This is a genomic window from Bradyrhizobium sp. LHD-71, assembly GCF_031157255.1.
GTDB lineage: Bacteria > Pseudomonadota > Alphaproteobacteria > Rhizobiales > Xanthobacteraceae > P52-10.
The window spans coordinates 306730-326778 of sequence record NZ_JAVIFX010000005.1 but is presented as its reverse complement, the minus strand read 5'-3'; the positions used below and the strand labels follow the sequence as shown (position 1 = coordinate 326778).

General features: G+C 60.1%; 20 protein-coding genes and 1 pseudogene. 17 read left to right on the top strand and 4 right to left on the bottom strand.

The features are described from left to right. The first annotated feature begins 50 nt into the window (after positions 1-50). The 11 genes from RCO31_RS07875 to RCO31_RS07825 all read left to right on the top strand — a co-directional run bounded on the left by RCO31_RS07875 (position 51) and on the right by RCO31_RS07825 (position 10534). Positions 51-1307, top strand: a complete 1257-nt coding sequence (locus RCO31_RS07875; RefSeq protein WP_308967699.1) for an aromatic ring-hydroxylating dioxygenase subunit alpha — start codon at positions 51-53, stop codon at positions 1305-1307. 11 nt (positions 1308-1318) lie between these two features. After that, positions 1319-1789 (top strand): aromatic-ring-hydroxylating dioxygenase subunit beta, encoded by a 471-nt coding sequence (locus tag RCO31_RS07870; protein WP_308967698.1) that lies wholly within the window; start codon positions 1319-1321, stop codon positions 1787-1789. Then, on the top strand, positions 1786-2775 hold the full coding sequence (locus RCO31_RS07865; protein ID WP_308967697.1) for a 4-hydroxythreonine-4-phosphate dehydrogenase PdxA: 990 nt from the start codon (positions 1786-1788) through the stop codon (positions 2773-2775). The genes RCO31_RS07870 and RCO31_RS07865 overlap by 4 nt, the downstream gene beginning before the upstream one ends. Further along, positions 2772-3803, top strand: a complete 1032-nt coding sequence (locus tag RCO31_RS07860; protein WP_308967696.1) for an FAD-binding oxidoreductase — start codon at positions 2772-2774, stop codon at positions 3801-3803. Before RCO31_RS07865 ends, RCO31_RS07860 begins: the two co-directional genes overlap by 4 nt. Positions 3804-3908: 105 nt before the next feature. Next, on the top strand, positions 3909-5336 hold the full coding sequence (locus RCO31_RS07855) for an MFS transporter (RefSeq protein ID WP_308967695.1): 1428 nt from the start codon (positions 3909-3911) through the stop codon (positions 5334-5336). Between the two features lie 709 nt (positions 5337-6045). Further along, positions 6046-6201, top strand: coding sequence for a hypothetical protein (locus tag RCO31_RS07850; protein ID WP_308967694.1), 156 nt, complete (start codon positions 6046-6048; stop codon positions 6199-6201). Between the two features lie 22 nt (positions 6202-6223). Further along, complete coding sequence (locus RCO31_RS07845) at positions 6224-7108, top strand: LysR family transcriptional regulator (protein ID WP_308967693.1); 885 nt, start codon at positions 6224-6226, stop codon at positions 7106-7108. A 485-nt stretch (positions 7109-7593) separates the two neighbouring features. Then, the gene (locus RCO31_RS07840) at positions 7594-8199 is read left to right on the top strand and encodes a sulfite oxidase-like oxidoreductase (protein ID WP_308967692.1); all 606 of its coding nucleotides are present in this window, start codon (positions 7594-7596) and stop codon (positions 8197-8199) included. Then, entirely contained in the window at positions 8192-8938 is a 747-nt protein-coding gene (locus RCO31_RS07835; protein ID WP_308967691.1) for a ferredoxin reductase, read from the top strand. The genes RCO31_RS07840 and RCO31_RS07835 overlap by 8 nt, the downstream gene beginning before the upstream one ends. A 252-nt stretch (positions 8939-9190) precedes the next feature. Continuing rightward, on the top strand, positions 9191-9877 hold the full coding sequence (locus tag RCO31_RS07830) for an antibiotic biosynthesis monooxygenase (RefSeq protein WP_308967690.1): 687 nt from the start codon (positions 9191-9193) through the stop codon (positions 9875-9877). 159 nt (positions 9878-10036) lie between these two features. Next, the gene (locus RCO31_RS07825; protein ID WP_308967689.1) at positions 10037-10534 is read left to right on the top strand and encodes an OsmC family protein; all 498 of its coding nucleotides are present in this window, start codon (positions 10037-10039) and stop codon (positions 10532-10534) included. Between the two features lie 611 nt (positions 10535-11145). Here RCO31_RS07825 and RCO31_RS07820 read toward each other — a convergent pair. After that, entirely contained in the window at positions 11146-11577 is a 432-nt protein-coding gene (locus RCO31_RS07820; protein ID WP_308967688.1) for a PaaI family thioesterase, read from the bottom strand. A 183-nt stretch (positions 11578-11760) separates the two neighbouring features. Between RCO31_RS07820 and plsY the strand changes: the two genes are divergently transcribed. The 3 genes from plsY (at position 11761) to RCO31_RS07805 (ending at position 13783) form a co-directional block, all read left to right on the top strand. Next, entirely contained in the window at positions 11761-12459 is a 699-nt protein-coding gene (gene plsY / locus RCO31_RS07815) for a glycerol-3-phosphate 1-O-acyltransferase PlsY (protein ID WP_308967687.1), read from the top strand. 324 nt (positions 12460-12783) lie between these two features. Further along, positions 12784-13323 (top strand): GNAT family N-acetyltransferase, encoded by a 540-nt coding sequence (locus RCO31_RS07810; protein WP_308967686.1) that lies wholly within the window; start codon positions 12784-12786, stop codon positions 13321-13323. A 1-nt stretch (position 13324) separates the two neighbouring features. Next, complete coding sequence (locus tag RCO31_RS07805) at positions 13325-13783, top strand: GNAT family N-acetyltransferase (RefSeq protein ID WP_308967685.1); 459 nt, start codon at positions 13325-13327, stop codon at positions 13781-13783. 285 nt (positions 13784-14068) lie between these two features. Here the strand turns inward: RCO31_RS07805 and RCO31_RS07800 are convergent, their stop codons facing one another. Then, a complete protein-coding gene (locus tag RCO31_RS07800; protein ID WP_308967684.1) occupies positions 14069-14578 on the bottom strand; it encodes an N-acetyltransferase in 510 nt (169 codons plus the stop codon). 208 nt (positions 14579-14786) lie between these two features. On the opposite strand from RCO31_RS07800, the gene RCO31_RS07795 reads away from it, so the two are divergent. Together RCO31_RS07795 and RCO31_RS07790 are read left to right on the top strand one after the other, a co-directional pair. Further along, a complete protein-coding gene (locus RCO31_RS07795) occupies positions 14787-15734 on the top strand; it encodes a LysR family transcriptional regulator (protein WP_308967739.1) in 948 nt (315 codons plus the stop codon). A gap of 152 nt (positions 15735-15886) precedes the next feature. After that, positions 15887-16513: a peroxiredoxin-like family protein gene (locus RCO31_RS07790; protein ID WP_308967683.1), complete on the top strand. Its 627-nt coding sequence runs from the start codon at positions 15887-15889 to the stop codon at positions 16511-16513. A 380-nt stretch (positions 16514-16893) separates the two neighbouring features. Here RCO31_RS07790 and RCO31_RS07785 read toward each other — a convergent pair whose 3' ends face one another. Further along, positions 16894-19200 (bottom strand): molybdopterin cofactor-binding domain-containing protein, encoded by a 2307-nt coding sequence (locus RCO31_RS07785; RefSeq protein WP_308967682.1) that lies wholly within the window; start codon positions 19198-19200, stop codon positions 16894-16896. Positions 19201-19204: 4 nt separating this feature from the next. Next, on the bottom strand, positions 19205-19672 hold the full coding sequence (locus tag RCO31_RS07780; RefSeq protein ID WP_308967681.1) for a 2Fe-2S iron-sulfur cluster-binding protein: 468 nt from the start codon (positions 19670-19672) through the stop codon (positions 19205-19207). Between the two features lie 173 nt (positions 19673-19845). On the opposite strand from RCO31_RS07780, the pseudogene RCO31_RS07775 reads away from it, so the two are divergent. After that, positions 19846-20043, top strand: a pseudogene (locus RCO31_RS07775) (LysR family transcriptional regulator); the annotation flags it as partial. Positions 20044-20049: the final 6 nt, after the last annotated feature.

Below are 20049 nucleotides of genomic sequence, written 5' to 3'. Positions count from 1 at the left end.
TGTTCGATATTCGAACACATCGAACTTGAAGTCAAGCGTGAGGAGCGCCGATGAACAAGATCGTTTTGCCGCCGGAAGCGTCGACTCCGGCCAACTGGCCGGAAGGGCTCACCCGCGTTCCGTATTGGGTATTTCAGGATCAATCGGTTTACGCGGAGGAGCAACGCAAGATCTTCCAGGGACCGAATTGGCATTATCTCGCGCTGGAAGTTGAGTTGGCGGAGCCCGGCGATTTCCTCACGACCCACATCGGCGACACGCCGGTGATCGTCACGCACGACACCGACAATGAAATCTACGCGTTCGAAAACCGTTGCGCCCATCGCGGCGCGCTGATCTGCCTGGAAAACCGCGGCAAGCATCGCAAGGATTTCAGCTGCGTCTATCACGCCTGGAATTACGATCCGCAGGGCAACCTGACGGGCATTGCTTTCAAGGACGGCATCAAGGGCAAGGGCGGTATGCCGGATAGCTTCAAAATGGAGCAGCACGGTCCGCGCAAGCTGCGCATCGCCATCGTTCACGGCCTGATCTTCGGCTCATTCTCCGAAGACGTGCCCTCGATTGAGGAGTATCTCGGTGAAGAGATCCTGAACCATATCGAGCGCGTGCTTGGCGGGCGTAAGGCCGTTGTGCTCGGACGCTTCACCCAGGTGCTTCCGAACAACTGGAAGCTCTACATGGAGAACGTGAAGGATTCCTATCACGCCAGCATCCTGCATCTGTTCTTCACAACGTTTGAATTAAACCGGCTGTCAATGAAGGGCGGCATCATCGTCGATGAAAGCGGGGGACACCACGTCAGCTATTCGGCGATCGATCGTGAGGCGGAAAAGGACGTCGATTACGCCAAGCAGCAACTGCGCTCCGAGAGCGAATACAAGCTTGCCGATCCAACTTTGCTGGAAAGCTTCGACGAATATCAGGACGGTTGCACGCTGCAGATCCTGTCGGTTTTTCCGACGTTCGTGCTGCAGCAGATCCAGAATGCCATCGCCGTGCGCCAGATCGTGCCGCGCGCGGTCGACCGGACCGACCTCAACTGGACTTATCTCGGTTTTGCCGACGATACGCGCGAGCAGCGCTTGACGCGCCTCAAGCAGGGCAACCTCGTCGGTCCCGCCGGTTACATCTCCATGGAAGACGGCTGTGTCGGCGGCTTCGTGCAGCGTGGCATTGCCGGCGCAAGCGAGGATCAAGCGGTGCTTGAGATGGGCGGCGCTGAGGCTAACAGCAGCGAGAGCAGAGTGACCGAGGCGTCGGTGCGCGGTTTCTGGAAGGCGTATCGCGCCAATATGGGCATCTAAGGACCAGCGCCGTGCACGCGAACTCTCTGCAATACATCACCAAGGCGCAGGCCGATTACGCACGCTGCATTGACGACGATCGCCTGGAGGAATGGCCGAGCCTGTTTCATGGTCCGTGCCTCTACAAGATCACCACGGCGTCGAACTATCGCGACGGGTTAGAGGCCGGCATCGTGTTCGCCAACTCGCGCGGCATGCTCACCGACCGCGTCTCGGCTCTCCGTGAAGCCAATATTTATGAGCGGCAGAGCTATCGCCACATCCTTGGCCTGCCATCGATCCTCTCGGAAGACGGCGCAAAGGTGAAGAGCGAGACGCCCTTCATGGTGGCGCGCATCCTGCAGGATGGCGACACGTCGATCTACGCCACCGGGCGCTATTTCGATGTCTACGAGATCGTGGATGGGGTGGCGCAACTGCATGAGCGCACGGTGGTGTGTGACAGTTCGCGGATCGACACCCTGCTGGCGCTGCCGTTATGACACCGAAAGCTGTCGCGCTGACCATTGGCGATCCCAATGGCATCGGCCCTGAAATCGCGGTGAAGGCCGCGGTGCTGTGCGCGGAAGCAAAGCCAGACTCATCTCCGATTTTGGTTGGCGATGAGCATGTCATTCGCTTCTACGCGGACAAATTCGCGCCCGGCCGCACTCTGACGCAGGCCGGGACATCCGCTGACAAGCGGGCGTTGCTTTATCATCCTGTTGCCGCTTTGGACGCCAAAGCCTTCCAGCCGGGGCAAGGATCCCCGGAGAGCGGCCGTGCGACCGTCGCCTATGTCGAGGCGGCGCTCGACCTCATCACTCGAGGGCGCGCCCACTGCATCGTGGCATGTCCGCATTCTGAGACCAACGTGAACTCCGCCGGCATCACATTTTCCGGTTATCCGAGCCTGCTAGCGCGGTTGAAGAAGGTGCCGGAAGACGAAGTGTTTCTCATGCTGGTCGGCGCCGGCTTGCGGATCGTTCATGTGACCTTGCACGAGCGGCTTTTCGACGCCCTCAATCGGATCACGCCAACGTTGATCGAGCGCGCCATTCGCACAACGATCGATGCCTTACGCAACCTCGGCATTCCGCACCCGAGGCTTGGCGTTTTCGGCATCAACCCCCACGCGGGCGAAGGCGGCCTTTTTGGCGATGATGACGACCGTATCGTCAAGCCGCTGGTCGAACGGCTGAAGACGGAAGGCATCGATATCGAGGGGCCGGTGGGCGCCGATCTGATGCTTGGTCAGCAAGGTTTCGATGCGTTCGCGGCGATGTATCACGATCAGGGGCACATCCCGATCAAGCTGCTCGCGGGCCGGAATTCGGCTGCGATGTCGATCGGTGCCGGTCTGATGTTCTCAAGCGTCGGCCATGGCGGTGCCTTCGACATTGCTGGGAAGGGCATTGCCGATCCCACGCCGGTCCTGCGCTGCATTCAGTTCGTCGCAGGTGCCAATCAATTCAAGGAAACGGCATGACGCACACGATCGCGGTCGAAGACGCCGACATCAGCTTCACGTGCGATGACGGCGAAACGATTCTCGTTGCGGCGGAGCGCGCGGGCTACACGATGCCTTATTCATGCAGGAAGGGCGTCTGCGCATCCTGTGAAGGCTTTCTGAGCAAGGGCAACGTCAAACAGCGTTCAAAACAAATCGCAGGTCCCTCCGGCAAGGTCTTGTTCTGCACGGCGACCGCCAAGAGCGATCTCACCATTCGACCGCGACGGATCCAGCGCCACGACCCGTCGGCGCGGAAGACAATTCAGGCGCGGGTCTTTCGCATGTCGCGCCCGGCAGATGATGTAGCCATTCTGCAATTGCGCTTTCCGGCCAGCATTCGCAGCAAGTTCAAGGCGGGGCAGTATCTGCGCATCCGCACGCCGGATGGCGACGTGCGCAGCTTTTCAATGGCCAACCCTCCGCAGGAGAGTGACGGCGTGCAGCTGCACATCCGGCACGTGCCCGGCGGCGCGTTCTCGGAAAAAGTGCTGGCCTCCTTGCAGATCGACGACAAGCTCGAGGTCGAGGTGCCGTTCGGCGATTTCTATCTCCGCGAGGACGATAAGGCACGTTACGTCTTCGTCGCGACCGGCACCGGTTTCGCGCCTTTGAAATCGATCCTCGATGACATAATTCGGCGGCGGCTCAACCGCGAGGTACGCTTCTATTGGGGCGGACGCCGCGAGGCCGATCTTTATCTCGCGGAGACCTGCAAAAAATGGGCAAAGCGCTATTCATGGCTCACGTTCGTTCCAGTGCTGTCTGAACCCGACTCGAACTGGAGGGGGCGCCGCGGCCTGGTGCACGCTGCGGTGCTTGAGGATCTTGCGGATCTGTCGGACCGACATGTCTATGCCTGCGGCAATCCCATGATGATCGAAGCCGCTCGCAGTCAATTCGAGACGCGCGGCGGATTGCCCAGGAATCACTTCTACGCCGATGCGTTCATCCCGAGCGGGTCGTCCGACACAACGCCGGCGCAAATCCTGCAAACAGTCGACTGACGATATCCGCACGTCTTTCGTGCTTGCGGCGCGACGTGATCGTCGTGCTGGCAAAAAAATAGAAACAAAATTGGACCAAATCATTTGGCCGGCAGAGGTGAGGAAATGAGTAGTACCGAGGTTACTTTCGACGTCCCATCCTTCATCAATTCGCGTCGCACCGGCATCACGCAGTATGCGATCGTCGCCTTGTGCGGTCTTATCATGTTCCTCGATGGCTTCGATACGCAGGCCATCAGCTATATGGCGCCGTCGATCGCGAAAGAATGGGGGCTCCCGAGACAGCTTCTCGGGCCGATCTTCTCATCGGCGCTGTCCGGTTTGATGGTCGGCTATCTGCTTGTCTCGCCGTTGTCGGATCGCTTCGGCCATCGCAGGCTTGTGGTCATCTCGACCTTTGCCTTCGCGTTGCTGACGTTTGCGACGATCTTCGCAACTAACGTCACTGAATTGATGGTGCTGCGTTTCATCACCGGCATCGCGCTTGGGTCCGTAATTCCTAGCACCATTGCGTTGACGACAGAGTTCAGTCCCGCGCGTCTGCGCGCGACTTTTGTGCTGGCGATCTATAGCGGATTCTCGCTCGGCTTCGTCGCAGCCGGCGCGGTCGCAGCCTGGGTTATCCCCGAGTATGGCTGGCGATCGATGCTGTGGATCGGCGCAGCCGCGCCCATGGTGGCCGCAATCCTAGCGTTGATGTTCTTACCCGAGTCGATGGACTTTCTGATCCGCACGAAGGCGAAACCGGATGCCGTCTGGCGTGTGGTGCGTCGAATCGATGGTGCGTTGCCGGTGCAGGGGCCGACGCAGTTCGTCACCGAAGCGGCTGAGCGGCGCAGCGCGGTTGGAAGTCTGTTTTCGTCCGGCCGCGCTGCCGGAACGCTGGTGGTCTGGGTCGTGTTCATGCTCAATCTGGCCGAATTTTACGCGCTGCAAAGCTGGCTGCCGTCCATGCTGACGAATGTCGGACATTCTCTCAACACAGTCGCGCTCGCTACCACCATGACCACCGTCGGCGGCATCGTCGCCGCATTCGTGATCGGACCGGCGATGGATCGAATCGGCCCCTACGGCTCTCTTGCCACAGTTTATCTTGTTGGCGCCGCGTTTGTTGTCTTGTTCGGCTATTCGATCGACAAACCGAGCTGGATGATGGTGGCGACCGCATTCTGCGCCGGCTTTTGCATCAGCGGCGGACAGAAGAGCGTGATCGCGCTGGCGACGATTTATTATCCGACCTCGATCAGGTCCACAGGCGTGGGCTGGGCTCTCGGGATCGGAAGGTTGGGTGGCATTGGCGGCCCGCTGTTGATTGGGGCCTTGCTTGCGTATCACCTCAACGCACAGCACATTCTCTACGTTGCCGGGATTCCGATGCTGATCGCCGGATCGCTCATCCTCCTGCTTGGATATTGGTATGGGGGGATGGCGCAAAGGGCGAAGGTTCTCGGTTTTGCCGAAAAGCCGACGCGAGCTCACACCACTTCGCTAAGTGTCCCTCAATCATTTTCAAATCACGACGTCCGGCACTGAGGGGACAAGTGCCGGTGCCGCATTACCTCGTGTCATTTGGGCGGCCGCGAGAACGTTTGAGTGAGCCGCGCCCTTCTGCCGGGTGCCGCTCGTGTCGCGTGAGGCGCTTACAGATCCGCCACACGCTCCGGATCAGCGGGGCCGAATGCCGCGGTATGCGCGGCGTGGGGAGAAGCCGAAGATGCGGATGAAGGCGTCACGTATCCGCATTGGGTCAACAAATCGCAACATCACTTACAATGACATCCAGCGTATCGCGGGTGTCCTCGATCCTCGGTCTTGCAGCCGTCCGGAGGCCAGAGCCGACTTAAATCAGACCAGGCCCGTGCCACCCGCACATTTCGCGCTGCTTCGTCCGGGCAACCGCATCGCCGTCAGAGGCCCGCGACTGCACAGGTGGCGACCGCCCGCCGCGCCGGCGTCGCCGGTTTATCCGCCGAACTTGCGTCCACACGTCGTCCTTTTTGCGCTTGTCATAAGCCGAGCGGCGGCAAGGCGACGACCTCGTCTTGTTATCGAAGCCGCGATCCGCCGGTCCCGGCGCCGTCCTCTCACACACAGGTCTCGACAATCAGTACCGTTGGCAGGCAACTTATCATCTCTCATATTTTGAGAGACAATGTCTCACAAACTGCGATTATATTAGAAGTCGATAGGCACTATCTGCCCCGGCAGCGGGGAGCATGGCGCCCGCTGAGGAGACCGATAAATGCCTGGGAAGCCGCTCTCGAAACCGAAGTCAACCCGTTTCGGTTCAGACGAGCACGGCGAGCTTGGGATCGCAGCGGTCGGCGCTGTCGTGACGAGCGCCGCCGCGTTCGCTTCGGTCCCCCTGGCCTTCGCACTCGTCTGGGCCTTCCTGTAGCGCACGGCGACCGCGGCAAGCGATGAACGATCGACTCTCAGCACTCAGGCTGTTTGCCCGCGCCGCGCGCGTCGGCAACTTCTCCAGTGCCGGCCGAGAGCTCGGCCTGTCGCAGCCGACCGCATCCAGGCTGATCGCTGCCCTCGAGGAGGAGGTCGGCACGACGCTCTTCAGCCGCACCACCCGGGCGGTGACGCTGACCGACGCCGGCACGACGTACCTCATGCGCGTTGAGGCGATCCTGGCGGCGCTCGACGAGGCCGACCACGAGGCGCGCGGAACGGGAGAGCTGCGCGGCTCGCTGCGGGTCGGCACGCCAATCAGTTTCGGGCTCAGGGAAATCGTCCCGCGGCTTCCCGCGTTCATGAAGCAGCACCCTGCTCTCAAGATCGAGCTCCGGCCGACTGACCGCTACCCAGACCTCGTGACTGAGGGCCTCGACGTGTCGTTCCAGTTCGGCCCCCTCCCCGACTCGAGCGCGACTGCCCGCAAGATCATCCACCAGCCAAGGATACTCACGGCCTCTCCCGACTACTTGCGGGAGCGCGGCATGCCGACGATGCCGTCGGACCTCACGCACCACACTGTGATCATCAGTCCGGCGCATCCCTCACCGACGTTCTCCTTCCGCAAGGGCGGTCGCGTCACCTCCGTGCGGGTTGACAGCCCGCTCTCGATCACCACGAACGAAGTCGCCACGGCAAGCGCGGTCGCCGGGTTGGGGATCGCAGCGTCGAGCGAGAACAGCGCGCGAGCAGAGCTTGACGCCGGCAAGCTCGTGCGGGTGTTGCCTGACTGGGATTTCGGCTCGCAGGAGCTGAACGCGGTCTTCGTGAGCGGAAAGACAATAAAGCCTGCCGCCCGCGCATTTACCGACTTCCTTCTCAGGGAGCTCCGCGCGCACTAGGACGGTAACGGCCAAGGAATCGACGCGAGAGCGTCGCACTCCGCGCGGTTATCGATATGATAGTTTTACCTCAATGGACGCGGAACTTATTGACCTGATGCGGCGGAATTTATTTGCCTGATGCACAGGCCGACGCGCATGCGGCCACTAATAATTATCGTGCGGTCGAGACTGTCTTTCGCGCGGCTATCGACCTGCTCGCTCGCCTAAACGGATGGGTACGAGAAGATCGACCAATTACGGAAGCGTGAGGTCCTGGAGCTAACGCAGGCCGTCAGGATGCTGACCGAGCTGCTTGAGCGGTTCTCGTCAACGGCCCACGAGCCCCAATCGGAAGGCGGACGGCCACCATAACGTGCGGCTATCAACTTCATGGCCTCACGTCATTTCCCATTCGCCGCGCAACATTTCATGTTTCGCCGGTTTCATGCTCATCCGCGGAGCCGGACGACGCCCCTTTCAACCGCCGACAGAGGATATCCGCCATGGCTACTCGCGGTTTCACCGGTCGCAACTCGGGATCAGATCTATCGGATCGGATCCCGCCTGGACAGCACCTCGTGGAGAATTTCCCGGTGCTTACGGCCGGCCCCACGCCACGGATCGAGCCCGCTGACTGGACTTTCACGCTGAAGGTTGGACCTCGGCCGATCAAGGTCTGGAGTTGGTCGGAGTTCAATGCACTTCCGCGAACCAGGATGACGCGAGACATCCATTGCGTGACTGCGTGGTCGAAGCTCAACACCGCCTGGGAGGGCGTTACCATCGACGACATTCTCGCCGACGCCGGCCTTAGCGCGCCAACTCCGTTCGCGCTCGCGCATTGCTACGACGGATACTCCACCAATGTGCCACTCGCGGATCTCGCGGCGGGGAAGGCAATGGTCGCTCTCAATTACGAAAGCCAGCCGCTGCCGCGCGATCACGGAGGGCCGGCACGCCTGCTCGTGCCGCATCTCTATTTCTGGAAGTCGGCAAAGTGGGTGAACGGACTTCAATTCACGGAGCGCGACGAGGCCGGCTTCTGGGAACTGCGCGGCTACCACATCTATGGCGATCCCTGGCGTGAACAGCGCTACACGCATGACTGATGCAGCCGTCGCGGCAGCGCGCTGGCAGAGGTGCACGATTGACGAGATCGTGGCAAGAACGCCGACCATCAAGAGCTTTTTCCTGCGCCTGACACAACGGTTCGACTACAAGGCGGGTCAGCACGTCGACATCCGCCTGACTGCGCCCGATGGCTACACGGCCATGCGCAGCTACTCGATCGCATCCGCGCCGAGCGGCTCGGACATGATCGAACTCGCGATCGAGCGCCTCGCGGATGGTGAGGTCTCGCCGTTTTTCCACGACGTCGCCCAGGTAGGCGACACGATCGAGCTTCGCGGCCCCCTCGGTGGTCACTTTCTCTGGCCGGGCCGCAGCGAGACCCCAGTGCTCTTGATCGGAGCGGGTTCCGGCGTCGCGCCACTGATGGCCATGATTCGGTACAGGAAGGCCAGCGCAGAACCCGTACCCGTCGCGCTGCTGCTCTCCTCCAGGACCTGGAATGACGTGCTGTTCAGGGACGAGCTCCTCGAGCTCGAGAGTTCGTTGTCCGACTTCAGGCTCGCCTTGGCGCTCACTCGCGAGAGGCCGACGCGACCTACCGACTTCGGCAAGCGGATCGACGCGCCGATGGTCGCTGACGTCGCAGCGCGGTTGTCTGCGTCCCCCGGCCGCGTCTTCGTTTGCGGGTCGAACGCGTTCGTCGAGATTGCTGCGGACGCTGCGCTCGGCTTGGGACTGAAGGCGGGCGCAATAAAGACCGAACGTTATGGAACCTAAGAGACGATCGAACTCGCTCGGCAAGAGGATCGCTTTCGCGAACGTCAGATTATCGGCGCGGTGCGGGTCGATTGCGGCGCTACGGAAGCAGGAAGGCGTGTCGGTAAGGAAAACGGCAGCTGCACAGATGCCGCCCGTTGAGATCGATGCCGAGGGCTTGAATATCATCTCGTATGAGGGTGACGCGTCCGATCGCGGCACGTTGACATCGCTATCGGTTATGCCGTGGCACGTTAGAGCAAGGATATCGTCATGTTCTCGGTGATTTTCGAAGTTCTCCCGAACAAAGAAAATGAGGATGACTACCTCAAAAGCGCTGAGATGCTGCGCCCCGAGCTCGAGAAGATCGATGGTTTCGTCGACAACATCCGATACAAGAGCCTTATCCGCGACGGGTGGATCCTTTCGCTGTCGAGCTGGCGGAACGAGAAGTCGCTCGTCCGCTGGCGCACGCACGGCCGCCATCACGAAGCCCAGAAGAAGGGACGTGACGTAATCTTCGCGGACTATCACCTGCGTGTCGGCCAGATCACTGGCGACAATCAACTGCCGCCGGGTTGTGCGCTTACGGAACAGCGGCTCGACGAGACGGAGGTCGGGGAAGGAACCACCGTCACGCTGATCAACGCAACGCGTCCCACGCAATGGAAGCAGACCAACAATCCGTATGATTGCGCCGAATGGCTCGGCCTGAATCCGTGGGCCGCTGACAGTACATCCTGGGACGTTTTCGAGGCGATACTTACGCCTGGCGATCTGGTTCTCCTCATAACCTGGAAAGATGCGGCTGCGGCGCAAGCGTACGAGAACTCGTCGGCGCCGAATGACAAGGCAAGGCTTCGGACAGTGCGAATCGTTCGTGACTACGGGAAATGCGACCGTCGCGAGGCGCCTCAATACTACGTGGACGCCAGCGGCAGCAAGACGCTCCGCAGCTGAGAGCAGCCAGGGTCAGACCCCGCGAGGAAGTTGCACACTCCAAGGCGTGTCGTGCGAGCGCAAGGATCGATTGGGCGAGGTAGCACGGACAGATGGTCAAGGAAGCTTGCGCCCGACGGGCGAGCCAAGTCCACTGTCAAAATCTGAAAGGAAGGCATAATGACGAATTCGATCGATGACGGTACTCGCCGCCCGCAGGCTGTGGTGGCCGGTGACCTTAACGGTGCCGCCACACTCAACGGCCGTGCTGGCGCATCCGAGTTCTCGATTGGCGGCCCCGACGGCAGGGGCGGAATGGCGACGGGAGCGAACCCTTACGAGCTGCTAAGCGCTTCGCTTGCGGCATGCACGGCGATGACGATCCGCTTCGAGGCGCGAAGACGGAAATTGCCGCTTTCTCATGTCGAGGTCGCCGTGTCGTTTCACCACGGCGTGGATGGCGGCCGCGACTCGTTCGAGCGCTCCATCAAGCTGCAAGGACCGCTGCGTGAGGAGGAGCGCGCCCAACTCATGCAGGCCGCGGATATGTGTCCCGTCGGGCGGTCGCTGGGCCTTAGCGCCGACATCCGCACGAACGACAACATCACCGTCGGGCGACCGGCGAATTATGACGACGACTTGAACGAGCTTCCGATTCCCTACATCGATGCCGACTAGTTCGGTGCGAGAGCTCGAAGTTTACGAACTCCAGAACAGTACCTGGACCTCTTCGACGGGATCATCGCCGAAATCAGTTCATGGAGTTCGAACCGAACTCTGCAATGAACAAAGCGCGCGAAACTCACGAGCCCGCTGGTGAAGACCAGGCCGCGAGCGCGCGTACCATGACCGTTTATATCGTCGCCGAATGACTCGGCTAAGTGTGGTGCGAATACACCGGTGCTGAGACATCTTACTGCCCGGCTTTGATAGCTGCCAAGAACCTAACAATACGGCGCAAGTCATAACTCCCGATCCTCGTCAAGCGTGATCGATTCATTCAAGCCGCGGAGTGTTTTTAGGTCGCCATCCGTGAGCGTGAGCGGCGTGTTGGATCGTAGTGCCGACCACTCGCTCCTGCCGAACATTCTATATGCTTCGAGTTCTTGGGATTCGACCATCGGCTCGTTATCGGGTGGGAATCGCCCGTTCCCCTGTGCGATGCCGTAAACTTAGCAGTCATCCGTAGATTCTAGAAGGCACGGCTTACTGTGGTTTCAGTTCAGCGCCTTGCTTGCGCTGATCGGCGGGGGCTTAGCGTATCCTTGGCACATCCGCTCATTCTGAAGTCATCGCATCGCGAGCAAAAACTGTTGCGCGGATGCCTCCGCGATCAACTCGTTATCAGGCCGCCGGAACTCTGCGCGTGTAGATATGACTTGCCGCGTTTGAGCGGTCACCCGGGCCTCAATGGCCAGCGGCTCTGCCTTGCCAACGCGCAGGAAGTTGACGGAGAGATTGAGCGTACGAAATACGAGATCATCCGGTACGCGCGTCATCGCCGCAAGTGTAAGGGCTTGGTCCGCCAAGGCGGCGATGTAGCCTCCGAACATAGAGCCATCGACGTTAAGCAGTTCTGGATGAGGCAGCCATGTCTTCTTGATCAATCCCGGCGCCCAGGAGTCGATCGTTCCTAACCTCAAGGTTTTCGTCACGGGCGGCAAGACAACGTCAGTACCGCGCACAAGTTCGTTAAGTCTTTCAGTCGCCCAGTTCGCCATGTGACGCTCCGCAATACCTTCTCAGGTGTGCCAATGGTCAATCAAAAATGAACCGCATGAGCCAACACAACGCAACGCTTCCAGTCCCGGCCGCGACGCTTTCGACCCAAAGCGGACATCGATCAGCCTACCCTCATTGAATCGGCCTAGAATGCATGAAATTGGAGCGTCGAGGGTATCCCCATGACTTTCTGGATAGCGAGTGTGGTTGGATTGGCGATCGCTTATCTCTTCGGCTCTACGCCCACGGGGTATCTGGCGGGAACACTGCTCAAGGGCATTGATATCCGCGAGCATGGCTCCAGATCCGTTGGGGCGACGAACGTATTGCGAACCTTGGGGAAATGGCCTGCGTTGGTGGTGCTCCAGGTAGATGTGCTGAAAGGTACGGCGGCGATCGTCTTTGCCCGCTGGTTTTATCCTTGGCTCTATACATTGCCGTCCGTCACACCACCCACAGCGCTTGATCTGCAAACCTGGATGCCGTGGGCTGTTTGCTTGGCCGGACTTGCCGTGTTGTTGGGGCATAGCCGTTCGATTTGGTTGAAGTTTACAGGCGGCAAATCCGTTGCGGCAGGGCTGGGCGTGTTGCTGGCGTTGTCTTGGCCAGTCGGTTTAGGCGCTTTGACGGTGTTTGGCGTTGCACTGGCAATTTTTCGAATTGTTTCCCTTGGCTCGGCGCTAGCAGCGTTGACCGCGATCGCCCTCATCTGCGGCTTGGAGCAACCGTCGCCCTATCGGTTATTGGTGATCGCAGGTGGCATTTACGTGATTGTGCGCCATCGTGCCAACATTCAGCGGCTATTGGCCGGGACGGAGCCGCGCCTGGGGGAAAGTCGCCCGCAATCAAGAGAAGAATCGAAGACAGAATTGGGAATTTAGGTGTGCACTTTCGGACTGTCGAGATCGACAACATAGCTATGGCCAGTGCGTCACCGCAAGATTATCTCGGTCGCTCTTGGCGCGAAGTCGACTTCCCGAAATTTATGAGTACGCGCCTTACGTCAGGCTTCGCCAGCTTGTTGACCATGATCTAAATGTCCGCTCTCGTAAGGCGGACATGCCTGAAGACGCGGGAAAGTCGCCTTTGACCCTTGCGAGACGTAAGGGGTTGCTGAAGGCGGCCGCTCCGGCCTACGCTGTGCGGCCATGCATTAAACGGGAATCAACTCGCGCCGAGGTTCAGTTTTGTCAGAGCATCCATTCGTGACGATCGAAACCCCTCGGCTCAGACTCCGCCCGTTCACCACTTCCGACTTCGAGGCGTTTGCACGAATGAGTGCCGACCCCGAGGTCATACGATATTTGGGTAATGGGCTTCCCATAGCCCGGATCAACGCTTGGTTTGAAATGGCTGCATTTGTCGGCCATTGGCATCTGCTGGGCTTCGGTGAATGGCTGGCAGAGGACAAAGCAACAGGCGCCTTCGTCGGGCGCATCGGCCTCCAGCGACCCGAAGGTTGGCCAGCCACGGAGGTCGGCTGGATGCTGACTCGTGAGCATTGGGGCAAAGGCTATGCGACGGAGGGTGGACGGGCCGCGCTCGAATATGCCTTCGGCCATCTGCGCATCAAGCGCGTGATCAGCATGATTCATCCGGAGAATGTCGCGTCCATTCGTGTCGCCGAACGCCTTGGAGAGAGCTTCGAACGAAGGATGACTGTGAACAGCAGGGATCGTTTGATCTACTCGATTGAGGCTAACGAGATTCTACCTGATCCCGAGGCGAGGTCCATTGGGGTTTGAGATGCCGACTATTGAGGTCCGCAATCCGACAGTTGCCGACTGGTCAGCGTGGCAGCGAATGTGGTCCGCCAATTGCGCGTACCAGGGTGTATCGATCCCAGAGGCCGATGATCGTGAACTGTGGCGCCGGATCATGGACCCAAATCATGCGGTGGGTGCGCTTGTATGCAGCGCCGCCGATTTCGAAGGCATGCCGGTTGGACTGGCGCATTACGTGCTCCATCCGCACACGTTCAGCGCGAGCATGGTCTGTTACCTTGAAGACCTGTGGGTCGAGCCTCCCGCGCGCCGCGCGGGTATAGGACACGCTCTCATCGATGCCCTCGTCGCTCGCGGCCGCGATAAAGGCTGGCGCCGAGTCTACTGGCATACGGAGGCTGATAACGTGGCGGGTCGCGCGCTGTACGATCGCATCGCACGCCCCACCAACTACGTTCGTTACGACATCGCCCTGCCTTGATTCGAGTTGGTGCGATTGGACCAGGAACATTATCGTCACCCGGTTGGGTCACGAGTGGCGCCGGCTCCGGGTCTAACGCGAGCCGCACCACGCTCTTGCAACGGCAGTTTCTGGCGATAGACATTGCCAAATGAGCGCCTCTGACGTCCACTTGCGAGGACAAGCTGGACTTTCTACACCTGCATCGGCATCAGTGCATTTACGAGCCCTCATCGGCCTTCACGGTGCTCTCCGGAAACGACCTAGGACAGGCGAACATTAAGCTTCGAGACTGTCCTCGAACGGTCAGTGCCGCCAGGCCGTCCGCTGCAGGATCATCAGCATCATCTTACTCTCGCCGGCCACTGGGAATTTCGCCCGGTCTTCGAAGCGAAATCCGATCGCGGTGTAGCATCTTTGCGCACGCTCGTTGCTCGGGTGGACGTTGAGCCAAATCTGTAACGCCTCGGTTTCGGTGAAAACCGTGTCGATCACTTTTGACAGAAGTTCACGGCCGATCTTTTTTCCTGTATCGGCAACGATGATCCGCCCGATCAGCGTTGCGCGGTGAGCCGACGCCCAGTGCTGAACGATGACGAATCCGACGGGCGTTCCCTCACTCGCGCCGACGAAATAGGCGTTGCCTTGATCGGTGATCGCCTGCTTGTGCTGCTCCCGCTCCCAACACCCTACCAGCCCTTCGTTCGCAGGTAGCCGCTCCATCGCCATGATGAAGGGGATGTCCACCTCGGTAGCTCTGACGATCTGGACGGCCTTGGTTTTTGCACCGTCAGCCGGGACGATGTCAGCTTTCATCGTTTTGCCCTTCTTGAGCATCTTCTTCATCGCCTGATGAGACCAGGAGAAGTTTCTCCGCCTCATCGCGCCCCGGGGATAGCGATACGGGGCATTTTCTCTCCGTTGAACGCCGACCAACGCAATTGTTACCTTTTTTCCTAACCCCTACCGCTCAGCAGCATAATCCGCTAATCATGAGAAATAACCTCTCGAAAAGTGAGAGATGATGGACCGACTTGAAGCAATGTCGATTTTGGTGGCGTCGGCCGAGGCCGGGAGTTTCTCCGCGGCGGGGCGGCAGCTCGGCGTTCCCCTACCGACCGTCAGTCGGAAGGTCGCCGAGCTGGAGGCGCACCTCAACACCCAGCTTCTGGTCCGATCGACGCGGAAGCTGTCTCTGACCGAAGCGGGGCTCGCCTACGTCACCGCCTGCAAACGCATCCTGGAACAGGTCGAGGAGGCTGAATCTCAGGCTTCCGGGGAGTACACGGTTCCGCGCGGTACACTCTCGATGGCGGCGCCGATCGTTTTCGGTCGCCTCCACGTCGTACCGGTCGTAAACGAATTCCTCGCGCGGTTCGCGCAGATCAGTGTTCAGCTGACGCTCACCGACCACACGATCAACATTATCGACGAGCACGTCGACCTGGCCGTCCGCATCGGTACGCTGTCCGACAGCACGTTCATCGCGACGAAGGTAGGCGAGATCAGGCGCGTGGTGTGCGGCAGCCCTGACTATTTCGCTTCTCACGGCGTCCCCAAAACGCCCGAGGACCTGGCCGAACACATGTGCGTGACGTACACCGCCCTGGCGTCCGGGATGACATGGATCTTCAACCCGCGCGGCAAGTCGACCAAGAGCGTTCGTCCTTACTGCCGACTGAAGATCAACACGGCGGAGTCCGCGATCGACGCGGCGATCGCGGGCGTCGGCGTGACGAACGTGTTCTCCTACCAGGTCGCGCGCGCAGTGGCCGAGGGCAAGCTTAGGCTCATCCTGCAGGACTACGAGCCAGACCCGATCCCGGTGCACCTGGTGCATGCGGGACAGGCGCTCCTGCCCCTCAAGCTGCGGCGTTTCATGGAGTTCGCTGCGTCTCGACTGCGCAAGTCGCTAGCGGCCGATCTACGCAAACTCTCCATGCCAAAGACGGGCGCGGGAAAGACGGCATAAGCTCACTCGCGGACGCTCACTCATGCATGACAAAAATAACTCAAACTTGCGCAGGAGGACTTCCCGAGCGCCGTTGTAAGAGCGATTATCTTAGAGATCGTGGACAGCCCGCGACGGGCCGAAAAATGTTACTCCAAGACGAACTGGACGCTGTGAGAGCCGAGGATCTGGCAAACACCCCGCCGGTGGCAACGCTGGTTCGGCGCCGGGCGGTCGACGCTCTCGTCACATCCGGATTGGCCGAGCGGGCGGTGCAGGCCGGGGAAGAAGCTCCCACCTTTCGGCTACGCGATGGCAATGGCAGGGTGTTCTCGTCTCGCGATGCGGTGCTTCGCGGCCCGGTCGTGCTCGCATTCTACCGTGGTAGATGGTGCCCCTATTGCACCGTCGACCTTCGGGCGATCGAGTCGGCCTCTCACGACATACGCAGGCTCGGCGCCTCGCTGGTCGTCATTTCTCAGCAGACGCCTGAGAATAGTCTGGAAACGCAAAAACTTAACGGACTTTCGTTTGGAAGCCTTGTCGACCCGGGAGGCAAGGTTGCGCACGCATTTGGCCTGCGCTGGAAAGTGCCAGACGACCTGCGCGCTGTCGAGCTGGACAGCGGATTGGATCTCTCGGTCTTCAATGGCGATCCGAGCTGGACCTTGACCATGCCCGCTCGATACGTCGTGGCGCGCGACGGGACAATTGAATACGCCGACATCAGCCCCGATTACACGCAGCGCGGCGATCCATCCGAACTGTTCCCAGTTCTCGCCCACCTCGCCGCGCACTAAGTGTCCGGTCCGTGGGTGTTGGCGCCGAGTTCATCTCGCATTTCGGGGAGGCGTTAAGCCCTACCTCTCCGTAGCGATCGATCGCACATCGAAGTTCTCTCTCGCTCAGTTGCACCCAAAGTCGACCTGAAGACCGCTTTGTGCGACGGCGTAGGTCGGAGCGCCTCATGACAAATGCAGCAGCGCGCATGCTTTATCTAGTGTATCGCGCTCCCTGCCGATGCCAGCATTGGCAGGGAGCCGAAACGAGGGATTTCATGAGGAAAGGCGCTACGGCGTGAGCCGCTATCGCGCATCAATTTGTCGACAACTTTACGGTGCCCGTAGGGTAGACCGTGCAATCAGTGCTTTTGAAAGCCGGAATAAGCGTAACAACATGTTCACCCCATCGCTGCCTTCACCCGCTCGGGACGGAACGGCGTCTGTCGCAGACGCACGCCGACCGCATCGAACACTGCGTTGCTAATAACAGCGGCCGTCGGGTTGGTCGCCGGCTCCCCGGCGCCATAAGATGGGTATTGCGGCGTGTTGTTCACTAGAACAACATCGATGCTGTCCGGAATGTCGGAGAAGCGCAGAATCGGGTAGCCCTCCCAGTCACGGCTGGTGACATGGGCGCGGTCGAACGTCACTTCCTCATGCAGCGTACGACTGAGGGACTGGATGACGTTGCCTTCAACCTGGTTGCGCAGCCCATCAGGGTTGACCACCAGCCCGCAATCGTGCGCCACCACGACGCGACCCACCTTAATCTGCCCGCTGGCCGGATCGACTGTAACGTCGGCGATCGTCGCCACGCGCACATCGTCGCGATTCACCCAGGCGATACCGCGGCCCTGTACGGGTTTGCCCGCGCCTTGCAGCTTCTTCCCGCCAGCGGGTCGACTGACCCAGCCATACTTTTCCGCAGCCGCCTTCAGAACGGCAATGGCTCGCGGGTCGTCGATATGTGCCAGACGGAAGGCCAACGGGTCCTGCCCGGCCGCCACCGCCATTTCGTCGATGAACGATTCCATGGCGAAAGTGGTCTCGAACTGCGCCGGAGAACGCAGCCAGGCGGTCAGCAGACCCACCCGTCCTTCGTCGTGGACTGCAACATCGGTGTTGTCAAAAGTATAGACGTACCTAATGACCGGAGTTGCGCCCGTGCCCGTGATTCCAGTGACATCTGGTTTGCCGATCAGCGCGGGCGCGATCAGGTGCGTATCAGTAATCGTTGGGACCCACATGTGGTGACGCCAGGCGATGGCGTTGCCATCCTTGTCGACAATGCCGAGTAGGTCCTGAACGATAGGCGGGCCTTTCGGCTCCCACCCATGCTCATCCCAGCGCATCCATTGGACGCGTACCGGCCGTCCTACCTCCTGCGACATGATCGCGGCGTCAGCGACGGAGTGGTCGAGGCCGTTACGACCATAACCGCCCGATGCCTCGAACCAGCGCAGCTCAACATCGTCGAGTGGGATGCCCAGTATCTTGGCAATGTCACCCCGCGTTTCATGAGGCATCTGCGTGCCCGACCACAAAGTAGCACGATCACTCTTTACGTCGGCGATGGCGCAGGATGGGCCGATCGAACCGTGCATCTGAAACGGGGTCTTGTAGGTCGCTTTCAGAACCTGGCCTCCGGACTGAGAAGCCAGAGCTATGTCCACTGATCCGGTGCTCGCGACGGAACGGTTGATCCCCGCGGTCTGACGCAACGTGTCCCAAATCTGGTCCATAGGCGACAGGCCATTCCAATTCGACCATTTCGCTTGGCCGTCATCCGGGCCAGATGGGTTCAAAGTAGAACCGAGCTTCTCCGCCGCCTGGATCGCGCCCCACTCGGTTTCGGCGACTACACCCAGGAAATTTTCACGCCGCACCACTTGCACGAAGCCGGGAATGTCCTTCAACCCGTTTTCGTCCACGCTCAGCAGCCTGGACTCCACGCCGTACGGCCGCACCACGCGGCCATGCAGCATGCCGTCCACTTTGACATCCTGGACGTAGGTAAACTCGCCGGTCACCTTGCCGGGAATGTCCTTGCGCTTTACGGATTTACCGACCACCGTGTAGGTGGATGGATCCTTGGTGCGCGCTTCGGGAGCTACTTTCATGGCGAAGCGCTCGCCACTGGCCCCAATGTCCACGTCCAGCCGCTTGCCATCCACCAGCTTGCCATAGGTGATGGAACGGTCAGAGGAGCCAAGTATCGTAATCGTGCCTTCTCTGGCGACGAGCTGATTGGACGATACGCCGAAATGCTTGGCCGCCAAGTCGATCAGCACCTGCCGCCCTGCAGCGGCCGCCTGACGAATCTGCGGGCCGGCGTACCGAACAGTCATGCTGCCATAGCTCGGACCCTGATCCACCGTCTGCGAAGTGGTGCCCATCACGACGTCCAGCCGGTCAATAGGAAGGTCCAGTTCCTCGGCCGCGATCTGGGCCAGTGCGGTCAGCACACCGTTGCCTGTTTCGACCTTTCCGGTGAACAGCGTTGCGGTGTTGTCAGGATGAACGGCAAGCCAGGCATAGAGTTTGCCCGCCGGCGGCGATGCAACCGATCTCCCCGCCGCGGGCTCTGCGACCGCGATCTCCGTCGCGTTAAACAAGCTGAAAGCGACGACAAGCCCACCCGAAGCCTGCAGGAATCCGCGCCGGTTTAACTGCGCACCGCCGATGCCAGACTCGTTCTGCTTCATCGTATCACTCCGCCTGCGAGGCGGCACGTTCGATCGCGCGCACGATCCGCATATGGGTGCCGCAGCGGCATAGATTGCCGTCCAGCGCCTCCTTGATGTCATCCCGGCTCGGATGCGGCGTATGGTCCAGCAGCGCCTTCGCCGCCATGATCATCCCATTAATGCAATATCCGCATTGGGCGGCTTGCTCTTGGATGAAGGCCTTTTGCAGCGGGTGCGGGTTGTCGACGGTGCCAAGTCCCTCCAAAGTCGTGATCTTGCTGGTGCCGATGGTGGAAACAGGAGTGATGCATGAACGAATAGCCTCGCCGTCAATCACGACGGTACATGCACCGCATTCCCCGAGGCCACAGCCGAATCTGGGACCGTGAAGCCCGAGATTGTTACGCAGCGCATATATCAACATGCTGTCCGGCTCGACCGAGACGGCCTGATCCTTGCCGTTGATATTGAGGGTTGTGTTTTGCGGCATGATAACCTCGAGAGGCTCGGTCATCGAGCCTGAACGGCTAAAACTTGCAGATTTCCTGTGAGACTTCATTAGCCCGGGCTCTCAGAGGCTCCAGAAAGCGTGTCCGCGCGTCCAAACCAATAGACCGGACCATTCCAAGGCGCAGCCGCAAGTGGCATCCATGCCCAACGATTATGGCGTGCCTCGTCACGTCGTCGAGTGCAAAGCCTCTTCAGTATCGTCGGCAGCAACTTGACGGAGAACAACCGATGGAGCTTCATCAAGTCCGCTACTTCCTCGCGGTCGCGTCCACGCTCAACTTCACTCGCGCGGCCGAGCAGTGCAATGTTACGCAGCCGGCCCTAACCAAGGGGGTGCAGAAGCTTGAGCAGGAGCTC

Coding starts and splice junctions, on each gene's coding strand:
- RCO31_RS07860 (WP_308967696.1), top strand. CDS start 2,772: ATGACGCACACGATCGCGGTCGAAGACGCCGACATCAGCTTCACGTGC.
- plsY (WP_308967687.1), top strand. CDS start 11,761: ATGACTTTCTGGATAGCGAGTGTGGTTGGATTGGCGATCGCTTATCTC.
- RCO31_RS07785 (WP_308967682.1), bottom strand. CDS start 19,200: ATGAAGCAGAACGAGTCTGGCATCGGCGGTGCGCAGTTAAACCGGCGC.
- RCO31_RS07850 (WP_308967694.1), top strand. CDS start 6,046: ATGCCTGGGAAGCCGCTCTCGAAACCGAAGTCAACCCGTTTCGGTTCA.
- RCO31_RS07855 (WP_308967695.1), top strand. CDS start 3,909: ATGAGTAGTACCGAGGTTACTTTCGACGTCCCATCCTTCATCAATTCG.
- RCO31_RS07800 (WP_308967684.1), bottom strand. CDS start 14,578: ATGAAAGCTGACATCGTCCCGGCTGACGGTGCAAAAACCAAGGCCGTC.
- RCO31_RS07825 (WP_308967689.1), top strand. CDS start 10,037: ATGACGAATTCGATCGATGACGGTACTCGCCGCCCGCAGGCTGTGGTG.
- RCO31_RS07865 (WP_308967697.1), top strand. CDS start 1,786: ATGACACCGAAAGCTGTCGCGCTGACCATTGGCGATCCCAATGGCATC.
- RCO31_RS07805 (WP_308967685.1), top strand. CDS start 13,325: ATGCCGACTATTGAGGTCCGCAATCCGACAGTTGCCGACTGGTCAGCG.
- RCO31_RS07795 (WP_308967739.1), top strand. CDS start 14,787: ATGGACCGACTTGAAGCAATGTCGATTTTGGTGGCGTCGGCCGAGGCC.
- RCO31_RS07835 (WP_308967691.1), top strand. CDS start 8,192: ATGACTGATGCAGCCGTCGCGGCAGCGCGCTGGCAGAGGTGCACGATT.
- RCO31_RS07845 (WP_308967693.1), top strand. CDS start 6,224: ATGAACGATCGACTCTCAGCACTCAGGCTGTTTGCCCGCGCCGCGCGC.
- RCO31_RS07840 (WP_308967692.1), top strand. CDS start 7,594: ATGGCTACTCGCGGTTTCACCGGTCGCAACTCGGGATCAGATCTATCG.
- RCO31_RS07875 (WP_308967699.1), top strand. CDS start 51: ATGAACAAGATCGTTTTGCCGCCGGAAGCGTCGACTCCGGCCAACTGG.
- RCO31_RS07780 (WP_308967681.1), bottom strand. CDS start 19,672: ATGCCGCAAAACACAACCCTCAATATCAACGGCAAGGATCAGGCCGTC.
- RCO31_RS07820 (WP_308967688.1), bottom strand. CDS start 11,577: ATGGCGAACTGGGCGACTGAAAGACTTAACGAACTTGTGCGCGGTACT.
- RCO31_RS07830 (WP_308967690.1), top strand. CDS start 9,191: ATGTTCTCGGTGATTTTCGAAGTTCTCCCGAACAAAGAAAATGAGGAT.